The organism is Parashewanella tropica, assembly GCF_004358445.1.
Taxonomy (GTDB): domain Bacteria; phylum Pseudomonadota; class Gammaproteobacteria; order Enterobacterales; family Shewanellaceae; genus Parashewanella; species Parashewanella tropica.
This window is the reverse complement of record NZ_CP037951.1, coordinates 3,913,071-3,930,966: the sequence shown is the minus strand read 5'-3', so window position 1 is coordinate 3,930,966 and position 17,896 is coordinate 3,913,071. Positions and strand designations below refer to the sequence as shown.

Below are 17,896 nucleotides of genomic sequence, written 5' to 3'. Positions count from 1 at the left end.
AATCAGGTGTTCAATAGTACTACACATCGCTGTTTTCTCAACCAAATAAAGTTTTCATAAAGACAATCCACGTCTTCACTCTAAAACTCACTTCGAGCTGTCTCACGTAAAAAAGGCTTTTTTGGCAAAATATTTTGAGCTATAACTTGGTGGAATATTGAGACGTTTGGAGTGGAGTTACTATTGAAAAAGGCAGATGTATTTTTACATTGGAGACTTATCTTAAGTAATCTTAATACAAGCCTTACAAGTATCCTTTTTACGCAAAACCCAAAACAAACCAAGGCAAACGACCTGAATTACAACGGGCAGCATAAAACTCACTTTATAGCTGTTAGCTAAAGAAAGGTACTGATTTGATAGAGTGACAATTAACCCAATCAGGAACTGGATTAGAAAAACCGAAGTAAACACTACAACATTCAATGCCGTATTTGCCCTGCCAGAATGTGTCTTTTGGAAATGTTTAGTCATTGCTGCATAGGACAAATTAAAAATTTGTGATACCAAACTTAACAACACCCACCATATCCACTCGTATTGACCATGAACAGTGATGATCATCAGCTCAATAACGATATAAATGATCACCAGACCAGCCAAAATATTCTCAAGTGGTTTTTCATAATAGCGTGCAATTTTAGCTATAAAGCCAGTCGATAATAGGCTAACAGTCATTGCTATGCCCATTAGCATTAGATAATCATCAATTGTGCTTTGTTTAGCATTTGAAACTGTCTGTAGCCAGTTCTCAACCCAAAGCCCATGAATCGCCATAAAGCTAGGTAAAACACCTGTGGTAATTATCGCAATCGTCCAAAAGTATTTAGATTTAAAAATTACGGCAATGCCTTTTAGTTGGCTAGCAACGCTGGATTTCTCAGTAGCGATTTTGCTCTCTGGCACAATGAGAATGATAAGTAAGGCAACACCGAACGCCAATAAACTAAAGCCGACGTTTAAAGCTTGCCATCCCAAATGCGTTACCAGATAATCAGTAGGAGTGGCTGATAAAAGGATGCCAACACCACCAAAAGTCATCATGATCCCATTCAGCATCGGGATCTTTTCACTTGGAAACCACTGCACGATCATTTTAAATGCTGCCATTAACCCACCTGACATTCCAATGCCTAGCAAAGCGTGACCGATAGCGATTATCTCAATGCGATTTGTGATCCCGGATATCAACAACCCAAGCCCTCCGATAACGAATAGGCAAGACTGAACTTTCTTAGAACCATAGTTATCAAGCAATGTTCCGAGTGGGATCTGAAATAGGGCGTAAGCAAGAAAATAGGTGGCATTTAATAACCCAAGTTCAGACGGAGTAGCTTTAGTTAATTGCAGTAGAGTAGGCACTAAAACCGCATTCATTGTTCGAAACAAGCAGCTGAGGATAAAGGCGAGAGCAAACGGTAAAAAAACGATAGCAAAGGCTTTTTTGAAAGTGATGTTTTTAGACTCGTAAGCAGCGTTTAACTTCAATGCTGTCATAACTATTACCTTGTTTTTGTTAAGAGTCTTATTCCGTCAATCACCTTAATCTTGATAACAAATTTAACTAACATAGTTTTCAATGGCTTATAAAATAGTTGGTTTCGTTAACTAAATTCATTCAACGAATTAATAGGTTATGAATTAAATCTAGCCATTGTTAGTGAAATTCAGTCAGCTTAAAAGTTAGCGTTCCTTTTAGTCAATGAGCTAGAAATTAATCTTTGGTTAACTTTGATTGTGAAGTGGTAAGAAAAGGGTTAACAGCAGAAACAGAATGGACTCACTATACGAGGTGGTCTATGACTCAAATAATCCAGTTAGTACCATCAACCTGCAGCGTTGATGAAATGCTAGAGCAATGGCGAACAACATATCCAAATCTATCGTCCACACTAACCCTATTTTTAATCGAATTCCCAGAAGCCAAAATCCCTCTAAAACTGTTTGCCTATTACCTTTCTGATGCTCTCAGAGTGTTCGATGAATCACTGTTTGGGATCTGTTTAGCACAAGCCATCAAAAGTGATGAGGGTTCAGAGCTGCAAGGCGATGAATGTGTGTGCGATAGATTTTTTGAAGCCTTAACCTACATAGCCGCAGATCTCTTACACAATATCAAAATAGAAGATCAGCAAGGCTCTGAATGGCGAATAGCTGATGGCATTTACTTCACCGATTGGTTTGTACTGAACCCAACAAGGTTAAAGCAGCAAGAATTAAAACAGCTGAGTATTGAACCTTTGTACTCAGAAAAACAGACCGTCAGGCGTGCTCAGCAGGTATTGAAAAGTAAGATGTATTTAGCGGCTTATCCTTAAAAGATTACATAAAGATAAAAATTCTTTATTATTAAGAAACTTAATTACTAGCATTTTTATGGACGAACAATGCTTAAAATTACACCGATATTAATCTTATTCTTTGTTTTTACTAATACCGTATTAGCAGATACTGTACAAAAATCATCTAAAGCGGACTTTAAAATAGGCTTAGAAAATTATAAATCACAAAACTATGAAATAGCCTTAGAGTGGTTTACCAAAGCTGCTAATAAGGGTGATGCAGATGCTCAACACAATTTAGGTATTATGAATGAAAGTGGGCAAGGTACGCCCAAAAATAATCTTGTTGCTTTTAAATGGTTTACTCGCGCCGCTAATCAAGGTCTTTCAGTTGCTCAATATAATCTAGGAGTGATGTATCAAAAAGGTAAAGGTATACCAATAAATGAAACTAAAGCTATCCATTGGTACACCAAAGCAGCGTATCAAGGTGATGTTTTAGCACAATTTAATCTTGGTGTAATATATGAGAACTCCGAACCTTTAATTGAAAATTATAAAATAGCGAGACGGTGGTATACCAAGGCCGCAAATCAAGGTTATTCTAATGCTCAACATAATCTAGCACTGATATATCAAAAGGGTATAGGTACACCTAAAAACTATAGAATTTCTCTTCAATGGTTCACCAAGGCGGCAAATCAAGGAAATTTAGCGTCTCAAAACAATTTAGGGTTGATGTACGAAAGAGGTCAAGGCACGCCGCAAAGCTACAAAATAGCATTAAAGTGGTATACCAAGTCTGCTAAACAAGGCTTTGCTATGGCTCAACATAATATAGGTGTGATGTATTACAAAGGTAAAGGTATGCCTAAGAATTACATTAAAGCTAAACAGTGGTTTATTCTTGCTATTGCTAATGGATATAGTGAGTCCGAAAAAGCAGTATTAAGTCTTGAAAGGAAGATGTCTCCTACTCAAATAGAGAAAAGCCAAGAACTGGCTAGTCAATGCTATGAATCTGATTATAAAAAATGCAATTAGAGTTGCAAGGTACAAACAATTAACTTTGAATTAGCATGTTCACGTAAAGTTAAAACCCATTAGGTTAATATAAATTAGCCTTCAGTAACTTAGTAATACTCATAAATAGCCTGCTTAACGACACCCAGCACTTGTCCATCTTCAAACTTGATCAATGGGTAGTTTGGATTAAAAGACTTCAAATAAGTGGCATCAGCTTCATCGACAATTTGCTTAAAACAAGCAGATGATGAAGTTGGTAGTTTAGCGATAACCAAGTCACCCGATTCGTATTCTGATGTGGACTCAACAATGAGAATACAGCCCTCAGAAATACAGCGATGTCCTTGACCTTCCATTCCGTCACCACGAACTTTAATCGCGTAGCCATCTTCACCGACATTTGTGCTGGATACTTCCCACCAAGCATCAATCATATCATCTGTGATTTCATCTCTGTTTCGTGGCCAATTAATCACTTGCTTGAGCGTTAATAATGGAACACGACGGATAACTGCATTGGTTTTGAGATCTCTTGAATAAGTATCACCAATGCCTTCCATCAACCATTTAGGACTAACGCTTAGTTCATTACATATAGGCAAGAAGTAACGAGAATTTTTAGTAATGCCAGTGAGCATACGACTGATTGCTTGTTGCCTGATCCCAATACGAGATGCAAGTTCAGACTGATTAATACCAGCCTCTTTCATGACAAAATCAAGCCGTTCTGCAAGTGTATTCATACTCAAACCTAAAATCATCTAAACAAGTGAAAGTGTAGAAAAATGGATAGCTACTCAAAAAATAGTAAAGATTAAACTTTTGTTTTCCCGAATCGAGATAAATTATCACAGAACGTGGTAATTCACACATTTAAGAGTCTTAATCTTGGTTTAAGAAAGCTCATCTCACTTACAGTTTTTACTTGCTGGTGGATTGTTTATGTTCTTCACCCTAAAAGAGATGAATACGGTAAAAGTGAAAAGTCCTCTCTAAAAACTAGTGCAGGATTCGCAAACTGATGGCGTTTGCCGTAGCTTCTGCCAGCAAATGCCGTAACCTTTGCCAGCATTTGCCGTACAAGTAAATTTAATCGTTTGAAAACCCTAAAAGACTGACTTTTAACTGTACAAATATCCATCATGGCGATAATCTCAGACTTACAATGTGCGGTTGTTCTTCACTATGTTGGAGGTCGTAATGGCGAGGGTTGAAATTCGTTTAACGGACGATGAAAAATCTAACTGGAAATCATACTGTAAAAGCCAAGGTGTTTCTGAATCTGGCATGATGCGACAACTCATCAAACACTCTGTTCCTGACATTGCTTATAATGAACCTTTCAAACAAGCCAAAACCAATAAAATCACCATTCGGCTATCCAGCCATGAATTTGTAAAGCTGGAATCCCAAGCCAAAGCTGAGGGCTATATAAATCCAACAAGTTGGGTAAAGGCTTCGGTTACTGCAAGTCTTCAGCGCAATCCAATCATCACTGACTCAGAAGTAAATGCACTCAGAGAATCAAACCGTCAACTGGCTGCTATTGGGCGTAACCTGAATCAAATCGCCAGAGTGCTCAATATCGAATTTAGGGAAAGCAACAAAGTCACCAAAGACATGATAGAAATGCTAACCAAACGTCTTAATGGCCACAGAACGAAAGTGAACAAGCTTATTCATCAAAGCTATCACCGTTGGCAACTTGAGAGCGAAGAAATATATACTATCAATGACTATCGAATAGCTAATAACGAGAGTGTTATAGCTGAATAACAAATGGACTTATGAAAAAAATACTCTTTCTTTGCACTGCGAACATACAAAGAAGTAAGACCGCTGAGGTTTACTTTACCGAAACAAAACCGAATAACACTTATAAGTCAGCAGGGTTAAGCTTTAAATTGTGTGAGAAGTACAATAGCCAAATTTGCAGTGAAGAAATGCTCGATTGGGCAGATATTGTGTTTGTGATGGAGCCTGAACATATCAAACGCATACAGCAATATACTAACGATAAATACCTGCATAAGATCATTAATCTAGAAATTGAAGATAAATATCAATTTATGTCGGATAGCTTAGTCGCTGAGCTGGATAGAAAAGTGAGTTGTTTTTTATAACCAGTGTGCATTGAGTTCGTACCGTAATTTGCTAACTATCAAAAAGAAAGCCGATACAGACAGCTATAATGTGCAGAAAGAGAGGTAACTGCAATGAGTAGCCTAACTAACGACACTATCTCAGGGCTATTATCAGGTGATGTTAGATACAAATCCAACCGCATCAAGTCACTTTCTCGATACAGCAAAAAGCCGCCAGAAGTCATGGTGAAAATAAGCGGTTATTGCTACACAGCAGCTCATACCCAAAGCCATTTTGATTACATCAGTCGTAATGGAAAGCTGGAAATTGAAGATGAATGTGGTCAGGTCTACCAAGATAAACAGTCACTCCATCTTTTAGCTAAAGACTGGGAAGAACCGCAGAGCGAAACCAAAAGACACACTCGTCATAGTACTCACATTGTTCTATCCATGCCTGATGGTACCGAACCCAAAGCCGTAAAAAAAGCCGTAAGAGAGTTCGCAAAAAAGACATTCGCCAACAATCACCAATACGTTATGGCGCTGCACACTGATACCGACAGTCCACACGTTCACCTAACCGTTAAGAATCTTGGGTTTGATGGTAAACGCTTACATGTTCGCAAAGGGTTGCCGCAGATATGGCGTGAACGTTTTGCTAAAGAAATGGAAAGGCAAGGCATAGCAGCTGAGGCTACGCCTAGTTTAAGAGCCGCAAAATTAATAAATACACCAATTAAAGCCCAAACCCACGATATGCAGGTTTTAGATTGCCATTAAGAGCCATCTCAATCAGCATTCGTTGATATGATTAACCAAGAGATATACCACGTCATTATAGTCAACACCTTTGATTACCATTCGGCAAAACTTTTTATTTATCCCTTTTCTGAGTTGAGTTAATGCACAAATTTCTCCACTATTTGGTGGAGTCTTATTCCCAATTTGATAGGCCAAATGGAAAAATATCCAGTTAGTTTAGGCGGGATTTTCCGCCTCTTGATAGTTATAAGTACGACAAATACTAGAGTTATAGATATGGCTCTGAGCCAACTTTGTATATCTAAAATATATTTAAAATCAAGTTGTTGTGCCGCCAGGTATATTCAGTATTCTGGTAGAAACAATGAATTATTGGAAGGATTATGAGCCATCAAAGCCATACGCTTTCTAGCGGTGTGGTTATTAAAGTCCGACTGTAATCCGTAATGTTCAAGAACTGGAATCTTTAACTGATTTATTGGCCGATATAATGTCTACTAAAGAAGATAATGTTCGTAACGGTCGTATCGTTGAATTGATTGCAAATACAATAAGTGCTTATGAAGATCAATTGCCTGAAATTATAGAATTCATCAATGACGTATCTGCTTCCGCAGAAAAACCTACTTCCGTTTAGATCTGTATACTCAAGGTAATAGGCTCATTGAATGTTCAAAAAAACTCATACAGCACAAAACTACAGGTTTAACTTATTGCATTTGAGATCACATCCCTGATAAACCCAGTGCAACAACTATAACCAACTCAAACTGACGTGGTTTAATGGATATGAAAAGAAGCAGATAATGAAAACGCATTAGCTCGTATCGAATATTTAATGACAGTTGCTGAGCCGGATACAAAAGAGGGTGAGGAATTAGAAGCTTTGCTTACGCTTGTTGAAGACTTTGAACAAAAAGCTTATCCAATTGAAGCTCCAGATCCTGTTTAAGCGATTAAATTTCGTATGGAGCAGCAAGGTCTACAGGTGTAGACCTTGTGCCATCTTTGGGACAGCGCAACGGTGCGACTGAAATCCTAAAATATCAAAGAGGCTTGATATTAAGATGCTCCACAAATTACACGAAGGGTTAAAGACCCCTCTTGAATGCCTGATTCATGGATGCCTTCTTGTCTGGATTAATACAGATTATTTTTAACATGATTTATTCTTTTCTCTCACCCAATAAGCTGTACCATTGGTTTTTTTCATTTCAAAAAGGTCAATAGCCATCAGTAAGTCGCTTAACTTTTTAAAGCCATAATTACGTTGATCGAATGAAGCATGATTTGATATGTGACTTCCAATTCCTCCAAGCTGTGCCCAGCCGTCTTCTTCCTCAACCGCTTCTATTGCTTGTCGCAATAAATTGATGAGCTTTGTTTCACGCTTTAAATCATCACCATTGAGTAATTTTACTTCTTCCTCTTGTTCAACTTCAGCATCAAGATACAAAAACCTTGAACAAGAATTCACAAAAGCTGGCGGTGCTTTGCGTTCACCAAAGCCGATGACAAATTTACCGTCAGCCAAAGCTCTGGTAACAAGTGGGGTAAAATCACAATCTGACGAAACTAGGCAAATAGTGTCTACGTTTTTGGTATACAGCACGTCCATTGCGTCTATTACAAGAGCAATGTCAGTGGCGTTTTTTCCTTTGGTTAAGTCAAACTGTTGAATTGGCTGAATGGCAAACTCATGTAGTACCTCTTCCCAGCCTTTAAGGTTCGCACTTTTCCAGTTGCCATAGGCTTTACGAATGTTCACAACGCCAAACTTGGCGAGTTCAGATAGCACTACATCAATTTTTTTGGCTGGCGCATTGTCTGCGTCGATAAAAAGCGCAATTTTTTCCTTGTCTTTCATTTTTCATCCTGAAACTGTTGATAAATTACTATTGATACTTTACTGCTAACACTACCTAATAATCTTAATATTTTCTTTCTTTATATTTAATACATAAGGCCTTCGGGGCTTACTTGAATTACTGATTACTTTAGCTTTACTGCTCTTATCACTTATTGGCTCTAAACAATCGATTAAAGTTTTTGGCATATTAATTTCCTTCAGGTATGCTTTAAACATAAATTTATCTTTACTCTCGCTTTGCCCCCCAAGTACTCCACCTTTTTCAGTATTACCAAATAGGATTTCAACTGCCTTAGGGCATAGATTATCAATTTCGCCTTTCAATTGATCACTAATTGATTTTTCATTTTTAGCAGCATCTAATTTTTCACCCGTGAAAAGGTAATATAAGTTTGTGGCCTTCAATTTGCCTAATTCAATATTGTCTTTGAGAAAAAATGGCTTTCCTACGTTATCAAGCCAAGTGTACAAATACATAGCAGACCTTAGATTTAACATTCCTTCGAATAGCTTTTTACTCTTTTCGTATATTTTAAATTGATATTTTGGCTTTAAGTCGCTTGCACCTTCGCTTACACCTTTGATAGCTCGGCAATAAAATTTGATTGATATATCGTCTTTTTTTAATTCACTATCAAATTTATTGCCTTTTTTTAATTTTATATCAAATGTATTGGATTCTTTTAAAACAGGTATTTGATTAAAGTCTCGCACCTGATTTGTATGGTTTAATTTTTTTGGTAATCGTTCATATTTTAAATATTCACCTGCAAAAAAGTTACTTTCTAGTTGTAAGCAGCCAATCATCAAAATAATTTCATCTAGTTCAGACTTTACTGGCTCTACAAGGTTATAGTCATGTAATTTTTTACAGCCTGCGTCAGCAAAATCACAAAAACTAGTTTTATATATTTCATTACCAAAATCAAATAAGGAGATACGATCGTGATAACGTGAATATCTTCCCATCAGTAGTTTTAAATTCGACTTGAACTCTTTATTTTTACGATGTAACCGCTTTGATTTAGACGTATTATCATTTACCGATTTATCGCAAGAAAAAGATAGGATAATAGAGTACTCATCATAAAACACAATATATTTATTAGGTTTCTCTTGTGATTTAATAGCCTTGTTAAAGAATGGCTCCTCCTCCATTAATAGGTGTGCACTTGCTGGATTTGAAAAGCGAGGGTTATTAGGGTACATTTTTGAGTTTATAATATGTTCTTTTTTAATATCGGTCACATCGAGGAGTTCACTACCCTTTTCAGCTTTAATCGAAAAATCAAAGAGATGCACATTTAGAACTTCATACAAATCCTTTTCTTGTACTTTCAAAGTATTACCTTTTACAAAATTGACATGTATAGAAGATGTATTTAAACATGAAAAAATATGACTAATATTTTCGTATTTTTTATATTGAGAAAAAATCTTAACCCATTTTTTTAAGTCTCTTATGAACTTATCTTCAGAAACACTACCTTCTAATAAAATAACAATTAGCTCAATATATTTAACATCATACCAATCACAATCATTTAATATTAAATGTTGGCAAACTTCATAAGCTTCATACCCTTTAGTAAAAGCATTGCAGATTAAAAGTTTCTTGGGTTGATATTCAGGGGCTAACATTTTAAATACATACTCCGTTTTAAGCAGCGACTAGCTCGCCTACTATTCTATTGTGATTCGTGTTTGTTCTATTCACTTTCAAAAGCGACAAAAGCGATAATGCGTCAACACCAAAAACTTCATTCGCTTTGGAATAAAAGCGAGTGTCTAATGTAGTACGCCCAAAACTAAGGTAGATGGCGGCGCTGCAACCATGTTCATTTTTTTGAAGAATCAACTCATCGATATCTTCTCTAGTGATGCCATCTGCACTTTTATATAGAAGCGAATCAATATAAGGTAGAACTCGCACATAGGCTTTTACGCCGTCCCTTTTGGCAATAAAGTCACCGTTAAATAGCGGCTTAATCGTATAACCTTTTTTCATGCTAGCCATTGCTGTTGCACATTCAATGGCTAGGTCCAGTTTGATGTCTTTTGCATAACTCATTCTATACGCAAGACGCTTTAGCTCTTCTATTGGATCTTCGCCAAACTCCCTTTGCAACTGGTTATCTGCTATTGATTTCTTGGTCAAGCAAATCAGTGGGTAAACGGCTTTCACATAGTCGCTCACTTCTGGTGCAGACGCTTCTTTTTGGTTACTAAACAGGTTTGAGATAGTTTCTATTGCTTTTAAAATTTTCATGGTTAAGTCCTCTATCTTTTGTGTATCTCGTTAAGTTGATAAAGAATATTAATGATAATTTTACCTTTTTATTTTTTTAGAATCTTCTGAAAGTTATATTTTTATACTGTAAATTCAGCAATGTAAATGTCAAAGTAATTCTTATGCGTTAAGTTGGATACTCAATTTCGTGTTAGTTTCGATTTTGGTTTTACAAATACTCTGCGCACAGTTTCATCATCGAAGAATGAGTGTATTTATATTCAAGTTTACATCCGCTTAACTTCCCTACAGGCACAAACCACACCTCAGTATTAGCTGCAACTACCTCACAGTGGCAATTGTTGTAATATATTCCAAAATGCAGCTCACTAGCAGATGCTGAAATGCTATACCCAAGCCATTCAAGTACGGTTGGCAATAATGGGAGGTAATAACATTCTTTAGGTGTATCATTGCCTTCCACAGAAGCCATTGCTTTTTCTAGTGGTTCAAAAAACTGTTGGGTTAATGACTCGACCTCGGCTTTTTCCGAAGGTGGCTCAATATTTTTAACTTCATTATTTGAGCTTGAGTTTTGCTTCTTTGCTTTTTGAGTATTACTAACTCTTCCAAATCGGAATATTTTTGAAAATAGATCTAACATTTTATTTGTCCTTAAATAAGAGCAATCTCAACACAGTAGTTGTTAACACCATTCAACCTATAAATGCCTTCGTTTAGCGTTCGGTTTTTGCCAATCTCACCTGCTGATTTATGGGTGATAATTGCTGAGTACTGCGCTTTGCTTCCTTTAATTTCCATTCCTTCGACGGCTGAAATTTCTTGCTTGCCGCCCAACTTTTTGAATAGATTTAATCTTGCACCATTTTTTGCCACTTCGATTGCATTCAATTTATCCTGATAGCCCTTTCCTCGGATTTCTGCACAAGACACACCTGTTGGATAAAGATGTGAATGTTCAGCGTTTAAAACCCAACTGGGAATTTCTGGTGTTGTATGGTTTTTCTTTGTTACAACACCTTTGTGTTCTATACCTTCTTTATTGGTCGCACAACCAGTAATTAAGCATGACAGGATTATTAATGATAAGAGCTTATCCATTGGTCTTAGTGAATACCTTTTTGCCACTTTTCACTTCCCTAATTTCAAATCTACTTTTTACATCAACATCTTCATCTATAGGAAATTCTAATTTAAAAGATGATTTATTTAGGTATTCATCAAAGGCAATTGCACTTCTATCTTCAATTGCAGACGAGTTAAAGCTGTAATTGAAACATAAGAACTTCCACTTTTTTCGAGAGCCTAGATTATCCGCATAAGAACATTGTTCGTTGTATGCCAAGTCTTCGTGATGCTCAACAGGAAGTAAAACTGGAATTTCGATTTTTTCATCGTTAACGTTGACGACATAAAAGATGGCGTACTTGAGGTGCAGTAGATCCTGCGCTTTTGAGCCTAACCACTTCGAATTAATTTTAACGTGAGTACTCCTCCACTTATATCTATTCCTAAATTTTTCATCAATTTTGCCACCATTGAATGGCATTTGAGCCATATTTTCAGGCACCTTCCAATAGGGAGAGATAGATACAGTAATGGTTTCTTCAGTTACATCTTCTGTAACCCAAACATAGATATCATGTTCGAATTTGCTAATGATTGATTTCAAAGTCTCGATGTAAGCAGGTTCCATTCTAAGAGCTTCTTGTTTTCTTTTTTCAAGCTTGCTCATTCTTTCTGAGCCACTATTAGTAAAATGCGTTTTGGCGAAAACCATGACCTTGTCGTCAAATAAACTCGCTGATGATGCAATTTGCTTTCGCTTTTCAGACAGTTTGATCTTCAAGCGGTTGATTTCTCGATCTCGGCTTCTTACTTTGGTATTGGCTTTGTGTATTTCACTCGCTTTGTCGTTTTGCAATTTCGTCAATTTAGCTACGAGATCATCACGTTCTTTGAGCTTGGCGCTCAGCCTTTTAAACTGAGCATTTATTCTCTTCAATTCGTTTTTTGTACGCTCATTATTCTGAAAACGTTTCATTGCTGATTTTAATTTTGCAGGTTCAGGAAAAGCCTTGATTGTTACCTGTACCACCAACTCATCATCTACCAGAATTTTTTTCTTGCTAATCACTTCGTATTTTAAGACCGAAGCACTAATACTTGCGTGATACTGCTTTAGGCTATTTGTTTTACTGTTAGTAATGCTAACGGTTTCAAAATACTCGCCCATTTTTTTAACGACTTTGGCCTTAGCGACTTTTTCCGCTATGACATAAGCTTCTTCTAGCGTGTGTTTTTCTCCAAGCACTTGTTCACCAGTGCTAATGACCGCTTTTATTTTTTGAGATTGTGTTTTTGTTGTACCTACAGCCTGAGCCTGCGCAGTAAAACTACAAGCCACAAAGATCAGTAGTAAATTTATAATTGTATTTTTCATATTAGTGTTCTTGTCTACTTTATTTATTTGTAGGGGTTTGATTAACTTGTGACTGAAGCTTCTTAGCTTGATGTACACGATTCATTAATTCGCGCTGTGCTTCTGCTGACGCTAAATCTAGATCTTTTGCAAAATCTAATTTTTGTTTTGCTCGTTGGATTTCTTTTACTGGTAGGTAGGCACGAACGTAAACAATAAATTCATTACCAATTTGCGCGATTACCTTTTTGTCGAATTCTGTTCCGGCAACATTTTGCTCTTGAATAAAGCTATCAATCGCAGATTGTAGAGTATCCCCTTCATCGACTGCGGTAGACTTATTAAACAACTTCTCTTGTGCAGAGATTAGCTGACTTATATTCCCTGCTAGGCTTGTTTGCGCTCTTAATTCAGCTTTTCTAATTGCAGAGTTTAAGGATTTTGCTTGGCCAGAAGCAACAGCATAGAAGCCATTTTCATCTGACTTTAAAGGTGTTAAAAACCAATCAGGGATGGTGTTAAGTGTTTGCTGCTGTAACTCAACCTCACGTTCGAATTGCTCTGCTTTTTGTTTTCTATAATCTTCACCAACGCCGCTCGTATTGCTGCACGCAGATAAAATAAATGGTGCTAAAACCAATAGTGCTTTCTTGATGTTTGTTAGGTTAATGTGTGAATTTTGAATTTTCATTTAACTACTCCTTATTAAGTTGGGAGCAAATTTAATGAAAAAAAAACGATTGTATTTTTTTAGAAGTTTCTAAAAATAGATGGGTAATTCTATATTTTCAGCATATAGCAAAGCTAGCTTTATCTGTTTTAAGGACAGTTACTTACAACCAACTCAATCCGAACCATCACTATTAGTGTCATTGCTACTACTATTTGATGAATATGAAATTCCTGAGCTATTTGAACTCATGTCTGATGTAATAGAGTTGATGTTGATGCCTTCTACAGAATTGAATTCATCTTGCATATGAAACATAATTTCAATTATGATTTTTTCATCAGATGTACAATCTGATTTAACCAACTCCCATAAAAGCCACTGATTGATGCTTAGATCATAGACCTCTCGCTGACCATTTTGTTTCCTAACTTTTGTATAAGCTGACTTGTTTGTAAGCTCGATTTCTTCACTTTGATCCTCACTATCTGGACTTCGCTTCAAATAAAATGTAGTGAGAAAACTTGCAGCTAATAAAATTAAACCAATGATAAATCCTTCAGCAGTCATTGTGATCCAACCATTAAATAATAAAATTTATAGTTAAGTGAATTACTAACAACCTGAATCATAGCTACTACCGCTTGATGAGTTCGACATTCCTGAGCTATTTGAACTCATGTCTGATGTAATAGAGTTGATGTTGATGCCTTCTACAGAATTGAATTCATCTTGCATATGAAACATAATTTCAATTATGATTTTTTCATCAGATGTACAATCTGATTTAACCAACTCCCATAAAAGCCACTGATTGATGCTTAGATCATAGACCTCTCGCTGACCATTTTGTTTCCTAACTTTTGTATAAACTGATTTGTTTTTAGCGAGGACATTTGTACTTCGACTCATATAATATGTAAAGAGAATACCCATAGCAGTAAAAATTAAACCAATAATAAATGCTTCAGCAGTCATTTTGATCCAACCATTAAATAATAAAGTCTATAGTTCAGTTACTTACTAATAACCACCTGAATCCGAACCACTATCACCTGAATCATAGCTGCTACTACCTGAATCATAGCTGCTACTACCTGAATCATAGCTGCTACTACCTGAATCATAACTACTACCTGTGTCATGACTACTGATGCTTGATGAGTCTGGCATTTCTGAGCTATTTGAACTCACATCTGGTGAAATAGAGTTGATATTGATGCCTTCTTCAGAATTGATGTCGTCTTCCATATTAAACATGTCTTCAATGATTGCTTTTTCATCTGGTTTACAATCAGGCATAGCCAACTTCCATAAGAGCCACTGATTGATGTTAGAGTCATAGACCTCACGATTACCTTTATGATCCCTAACTTTTGTATAAACTAATTTGTTTTTTTGCTTGATTTCCGAACATTGAGTCCGTGCCTTTGCACGTATATATAGTGCGTATAAATAGATACCCGTTGCAATAATTGCCATTAGAATGCAGAAAAGAAGCATATTAGTCATTTCAATCCCCACCATATAACGAATGATTTTTATTTAAACTTACCACTTATGGTTATTCAAAAGCAGTCAGGCTAGCCTACATGTGACTAAAAAATATATTTTTTAAAAGTCACCCTTCAACCAATTCAAAAACTTATTAGAAAAACGTTCTCTTCCCTTATCATCTCGAAATTGCTCCTTCTTTACCTCTGCGTCATCTATTTCCTTAAAATGCAAACGTAGAATATCTGTTCTAGCCTTGTTTCGGAGATTTAATAAGAATTTGATTAGAATTAAAAAAAGTAATTGTGAACACAATATAAATAACAAACTAATTTGAGCAAGGTGACGATTTTCTGTTATATAAATAATTGAGAGGGTTATTGCGACAGTAAACACCACTGAGCAATAGCAAATAAAAGCGTGTAGACTGGCTTCTAATCCGATCAATCTTCTTAGCTTTGATAGTTTTTCTTTTGAATAGTAAGACCAACATCTTTTAGCTTCTGACACATGATTGTTGCTATAGCTCATGGCTGTAATGCAAGAAGAAATACCTGCTAAAAAGAAGACAAGACCACCGATAGAGTAAAGTTCATCAGCATTGTTGGAATAAATGCCAATTAATTGAATACCTATAAACCCCACAAGCAGAGCGATAGTAATTGTCAGTAGCAAAGCAAATATGCTGGTGTCATGACTTTTAAACTTTATCATTTTTAATCTCCACTTCTTTAGACTTTTCTTCTAATGCAGTTATTCTTTTTTCTAACTCTCTCATTTTGGCTAATTGTTCTTCTTTTCCTTTACAGTCGTTCTCTTTCTGCTGCGTTCCTCTTTTGACCATCCACAAACTTCCGCCCACCAAGACTGCCATGGGTAACAAAAATACCAAGAATCCCATTTAAATAACCTTATCAACTCTAATAATTAAAATTTTAACTTAAATGAACAGTGATTTTTATTTTCAGAAACTTCTTAAATAGCTATCACCGCGCATAGTTAGAGGAACAGAAATAGTTATTAAATCAAATGCTATTTATTTTTCTTTAATATCCAAATCAGTCCAATCGTCATGATTAAGGCAGGAATAACCCAGAGTATTTTTTCGTTCATTGTTTACCTTATTTTTAGCTATAAGAGACTCTGATTATAACGAAGTATCTGCCGATTGTTTTTTACGGAAGTTTCTGAAAATATGTGGTTTTAGACTGTCATTAAGTTTTAAATATATAGACGAAGATTACTGTTAATTTCAGCTGTTAATTCATTCGGCACTTCCCACTCTTTAGCGAGTTGACGCCAGCACGATACATGCTCAATCGTTTCATCAATAATGCAATCGATTTTTGTTTTATCAAATACTGGAATGAGCTTTTCAATGGAGTAAAAATCAGCCCGATTAAAGCGGTCTCTTTTGCCATTTAAGCTCATCCAATGGCTATTAACCCATATACTGTTGGGCTTATAGCTATAAGCTAAATCATAGGCGGGTGCTAATGCCCATTTGTTATTGTTCAACATAAAGGCAAAGTTTTTAGAATGATCGTCATGGTTACGGGCGACGATATTAAAGATCATTCGTCTTAATAATTGTTCGAGTTCAACATAAGAAAGCTCTAGCTTCTTGGCTATATCGAATAATTCATTGTAAGAAAATGATCCTGGTTTTTTGTAATCCACATGTGCAATAGCATTGAGGCTTTGAACGTGTATTTTATGATTATGGTCACGGTCAAAGCGTTGAGTGATAAAGTGCCTTCGACTGCCCTCTTCAAATAGTGAACATGGCATCATGTCTATCCCACATCTTGTGGCCATTAAATGATAAACGTACTCCATAGCACCAAAGCCAAGAGGATCACCATAGGTTTCTTGATTTTTATTGTGCTCAGTAACACCATCAAATTTCATTAAGTAATGAGTAAACCCATCTGGAATGTCTGCGTGACCAGAACAAACTTGGGTCAAATCATTATTGAAAGCGACGATAGCTTTAGGTCTTGCGCCACCTGCGCTGATACCAACAGAGAGTAATGATGCTATGGCCTCTTGTTTCACTTTGCGCTGAGGGTTTAGATCTATTTCAAATAAAGCAGTTGAATTCAATACTTGTTGTGTGGCTGAAATTAGCGATGAGAAATCTATGTGTTCTATTGAATTGTCGCTTGCCAGCTTTAATTCAGGCGTGTATTCCAAAGCGCCCATGCCTATGGTTCCAATATATTTCAGTCTTTGTATTGGAGTAATATCTTGTAAAGACAGATTTTGGGTTAGTAGCCATGAGTTGAGTACCTTGTTACCAAAATCGTCAGGGAAAGAGTCAGACAGCAAGCCCGGTAATCCTTTATAGGTATCAAAATTTAACCTAGAGAAGCTATAATGGCGCTCAGATAATGGCATTTCAATTGGTGAAAGTTCAATTCCTGCTCCTATAAAGTCATGGTCATACTCAAAGGTGCTGGCATATTTATCAGTATCAAAACTTATAGTGCCGACATCAGTATTTTGATATTTAACGGTAACAACTTCCTTCACCATTCTGATTTATCCTTTTTAAGTTTGTTTGGGATACATCAATGAATATTCCAAAAATCTCTAGCTTGGTTTTTGATCTCATATAGCGAGCCATGAAAAGCATGCCAGCATGAATTTGGGCATACGTCGTACTCCGGTATATTTCTGTCGTAAATGCTTGTGCACTGAAACCAGATCTTAAAAATAAAACAAGACACATCATGCTTTTCATATTCCGCTACAGGAACACAATCTTCAATTTCTCCAACTCTATTAATTTCACCAATTAACATACTTTGCTCCGGGTTATTCTGATTATCAATGAAGAATTGTATTTGAAGATCACAAATACAGTCAGGACAGCCAATAGAATTATCAATCGAATATAGCTCTTTAATTAAGAGTCTAATCAACTCTAAATTTTTTATCTTATACATTGGAGCATTACCTGAATGAAAGAATAAGCACTTTTATATCAATGGAACAAAAGTGTCTTATAGAAAATCATATGGTTTTTT

General features: G+C 36.2%; 22 protein-coding genes. 6 read left to right on the top strand and 16 right to left on the bottom strand.

Going from position 1 to position 17,896, the window contains the following annotated elements:
• Window positions 1–222 precede the first annotated feature (222 nt).
• Window positions 223–1,497 (bottom strand): MFS transporter, encoded by a 1,275-nt coding sequence (locus E2H97_RS17375; RefSeq protein WP_133408304.1) that lies wholly within the window; start codon window positions 1,495–1,497, stop codon window positions 223–225.
• Window positions 1,498–1,799: 302 nt separating this feature from the next.
• Here E2H97_RS17375 and E2H97_RS17370 point away from each other — a divergent pair, with 302 nt between their 5' ends.
• Together E2H97_RS17370 and E2H97_RS17365 are read left to right on the top strand one after the other, a co-directional pair.
• Window positions 1,800–2,318 (top strand): hypothetical protein, encoded by a 519-nt coding sequence (locus E2H97_RS17370; RefSeq protein WP_133408303.1) that lies wholly within the window; start codon window positions 1,800–1,802, stop codon window positions 2,316–2,318.
• Between the two features lie 69 nt (window positions 2,319–2,387).
• Window positions 2,388–3,326 (top strand): tetratricopeptide repeat protein, encoded by a 939-nt coding sequence (locus E2H97_RS17365; RefSeq protein WP_133408302.1) that lies wholly within the window; start codon window positions 2,388–2,390, stop codon window positions 3,324–3,326.
• 89 nt (window positions 3,327–3,415) lie between these two features.
• Here E2H97_RS17365 and E2H97_RS17360 read toward each other — a convergent pair whose 3' ends face one another.
• Window positions 3,416–4,051, bottom strand: a complete 636-nt coding sequence (locus E2H97_RS17360; protein WP_170308353.1) for a LexA family protein — start codon at window positions 4,049–4,051, stop codon at window positions 3,416–3,418.
• Between the two features lie 457 nt (window positions 4,052–4,508).
• Here E2H97_RS17360 and mobC point away from each other — a divergent pair, with 457 nt between their 5' ends.
• From mobC to E2H97_RS18895, 4 genes are all read left to right on the top strand, one after another.
• Window positions 4,509–5,084 (top strand): plasmid mobilization relaxosome protein MobC, encoded by a 576-nt coding sequence (gene mobC / locus E2H97_RS17355; RefSeq protein ID WP_170308352.1) that lies wholly within the window; start codon window positions 4,509–4,511, stop codon window positions 5,082–5,084.
• An 11-nt stretch (window positions 5,085–5,095) separates the two neighbouring features.
• A complete protein-coding gene (locus tag E2H97_RS17350) occupies window positions 5,096–5,431 on the top strand; it encodes a phosphotyrosine protein phosphatase (RefSeq protein ID WP_133408299.1) in 336 nt (111 codons plus the stop codon).
• 93 nt (window positions 5,432–5,524) lie between these two features.
• Window positions 5,525–6,175 carry a relaxase/mobilization nuclease domain-containing protein gene (locus E2H97_RS17345; protein WP_133408298.1) on the top strand — a complete coding sequence of 217 codons (651 nt, stop codon included), beginning with the start codon at window positions 5,525–5,527 and terminating at the stop codon, window positions 6,173–6,175.
• A gap of 472 nt (window positions 6,176–6,647) precedes the next feature.
• Complete coding sequence (locus tag E2H97_RS18895) at window positions 6,648–6,794, top strand: hypothetical protein (RefSeq protein ID WP_170308351.1); 147 nt, start codon at window positions 6,648–6,650, stop codon at window positions 6,792–6,794.
• A gap of 519 nt (window positions 6,795–7,313) precedes the next feature.
• Here the strand turns inward: E2H97_RS18895 and E2H97_RS17335 are convergent.
• The 14 genes from E2H97_RS17335 to E2H97_RS18750 all read right to left on the bottom strand — a co-directional run bounded on the left by E2H97_RS17335 (window position 7,314) and on the right by E2H97_RS18750 (window position 17,815).
• On the bottom strand, window positions 7,314–8,024 hold the full coding sequence (locus tag E2H97_RS17335) for an NYN domain-containing protein (protein ID WP_133408297.1): 711 nt from the start codon (window positions 8,022–8,024) through the stop codon (window positions 7,314–7,316).
• Between the two features lie 51 nt (window positions 8,025–8,075).
• Complete coding sequence (locus tag E2H97_RS17330) at window positions 8,076–9,668, bottom strand: hypothetical protein (protein WP_133408296.1); 1,593 nt, start codon at window positions 9,666–9,668, stop codon at window positions 8,076–8,078.
• Between the two features lie 19 nt (window positions 9,669–9,687).
• Window positions 9,688–10,296, bottom strand: a complete 609-nt coding sequence (locus E2H97_RS17325) for a hypothetical protein (protein WP_133408295.1) — start codon at window positions 10,294–10,296, stop codon at window positions 9,688–9,690.
• 190 nt (window positions 10,297–10,486) lie between these two features.
• Entirely contained in the window at window positions 10,487–10,921 is a 435-nt protein-coding gene (locus E2H97_RS17320; protein ID WP_133408294.1) for a hypothetical protein, read from the bottom strand.
• Window positions 10,922–10,932: 11 nt separating this feature from the next.
• Window positions 10,933–11,379 (bottom strand): hypothetical protein, encoded by a 447-nt coding sequence (locus E2H97_RS17315; RefSeq protein ID WP_133408293.1) that lies wholly within the window; start codon window positions 11,377–11,379, stop codon window positions 10,933–10,935.
• Complete coding sequence (locus tag E2H97_RS17310) at window positions 11,372–12,721, bottom strand: hypothetical protein (protein ID WP_133408292.1); 1,350 nt, start codon at window positions 12,719–12,721, stop codon at window positions 11,372–11,374. The genes E2H97_RS17315 and E2H97_RS17310 overlap by 8 nt, the downstream gene beginning before the upstream one ends.
• Window positions 12,722–12,740: 19 nt before the next feature.
• Window positions 12,741–13,391 carry an LPP20 family lipoprotein gene (locus tag E2H97_RS17305; protein WP_133408291.1) on the bottom strand — a complete coding sequence of 217 codons (651 nt, stop codon included), beginning with the start codon at window positions 13,389–13,391 and terminating at the stop codon, window positions 12,741–12,743.
• Between the two features lie 153 nt (window positions 13,392–13,544).
• Window positions 13,545–13,940: a hypothetical protein gene (locus E2H97_RS17300; RefSeq protein ID WP_133408290.1), complete on the bottom strand. Its 396-nt coding sequence runs from the start codon at window positions 13,938–13,940 to the stop codon at window positions 13,545–13,547.
• Window positions 13,941–13,985: 45 nt separating this feature from the next.
• On the bottom strand, window positions 13,986–14,348 hold the full coding sequence (locus E2H97_RS17295; RefSeq protein WP_133408289.1) for a hypothetical protein: 363 nt from the start codon (window positions 14,346–14,348) through the stop codon (window positions 13,986–13,988).
• Window positions 14,349–14,393: 45 nt separating this feature from the next.
• Window positions 14,394–14,882 (bottom strand): hypothetical protein, encoded by a 489-nt coding sequence (locus E2H97_RS18910; protein ID WP_178074606.1) that lies wholly within the window; start codon window positions 14,880–14,882, stop codon window positions 14,394–14,396.
• A gap of 102 nt (window positions 14,883–14,984) precedes the next feature.
• Window positions 14,985–15,578 carry a hypothetical protein gene (locus tag E2H97_RS17285; RefSeq protein WP_133408288.1) on the bottom strand — a complete coding sequence of 198 codons (594 nt, stop codon included), beginning with the start codon at window positions 15,576–15,578 and terminating at the stop codon, window positions 14,985–14,987.
• A complete protein-coding gene (locus E2H97_RS17280) occupies window positions 15,565–15,765 on the bottom strand; it encodes a hypothetical protein (protein WP_133408287.1) in 201 nt (66 codons plus the stop codon). The genes E2H97_RS17285 and E2H97_RS17280 overlap by 14 nt, the downstream gene beginning before the upstream one ends.
• Window positions 15,766–16,085: 320 nt before the next feature.
• Complete coding sequence (locus tag E2H97_RS17275; protein ID WP_133408286.1) at window positions 16,086–17,402, bottom strand: type II toxin-antitoxin system HipA family toxin; 1,317 nt, start codon at window positions 17,400–17,402, stop codon at window positions 16,086–16,088.
• Window positions 17,403–17,437: 35 nt separating this feature from the next.
• Entirely contained in the window at window positions 17,438–17,815 is a 378-nt protein-coding gene (locus E2H97_RS18750) for a hypothetical protein (protein WP_148669342.1), read from the bottom strand.
• Between the last annotated feature and the right edge of the window lie 81 nt (window positions 17,816–17,896).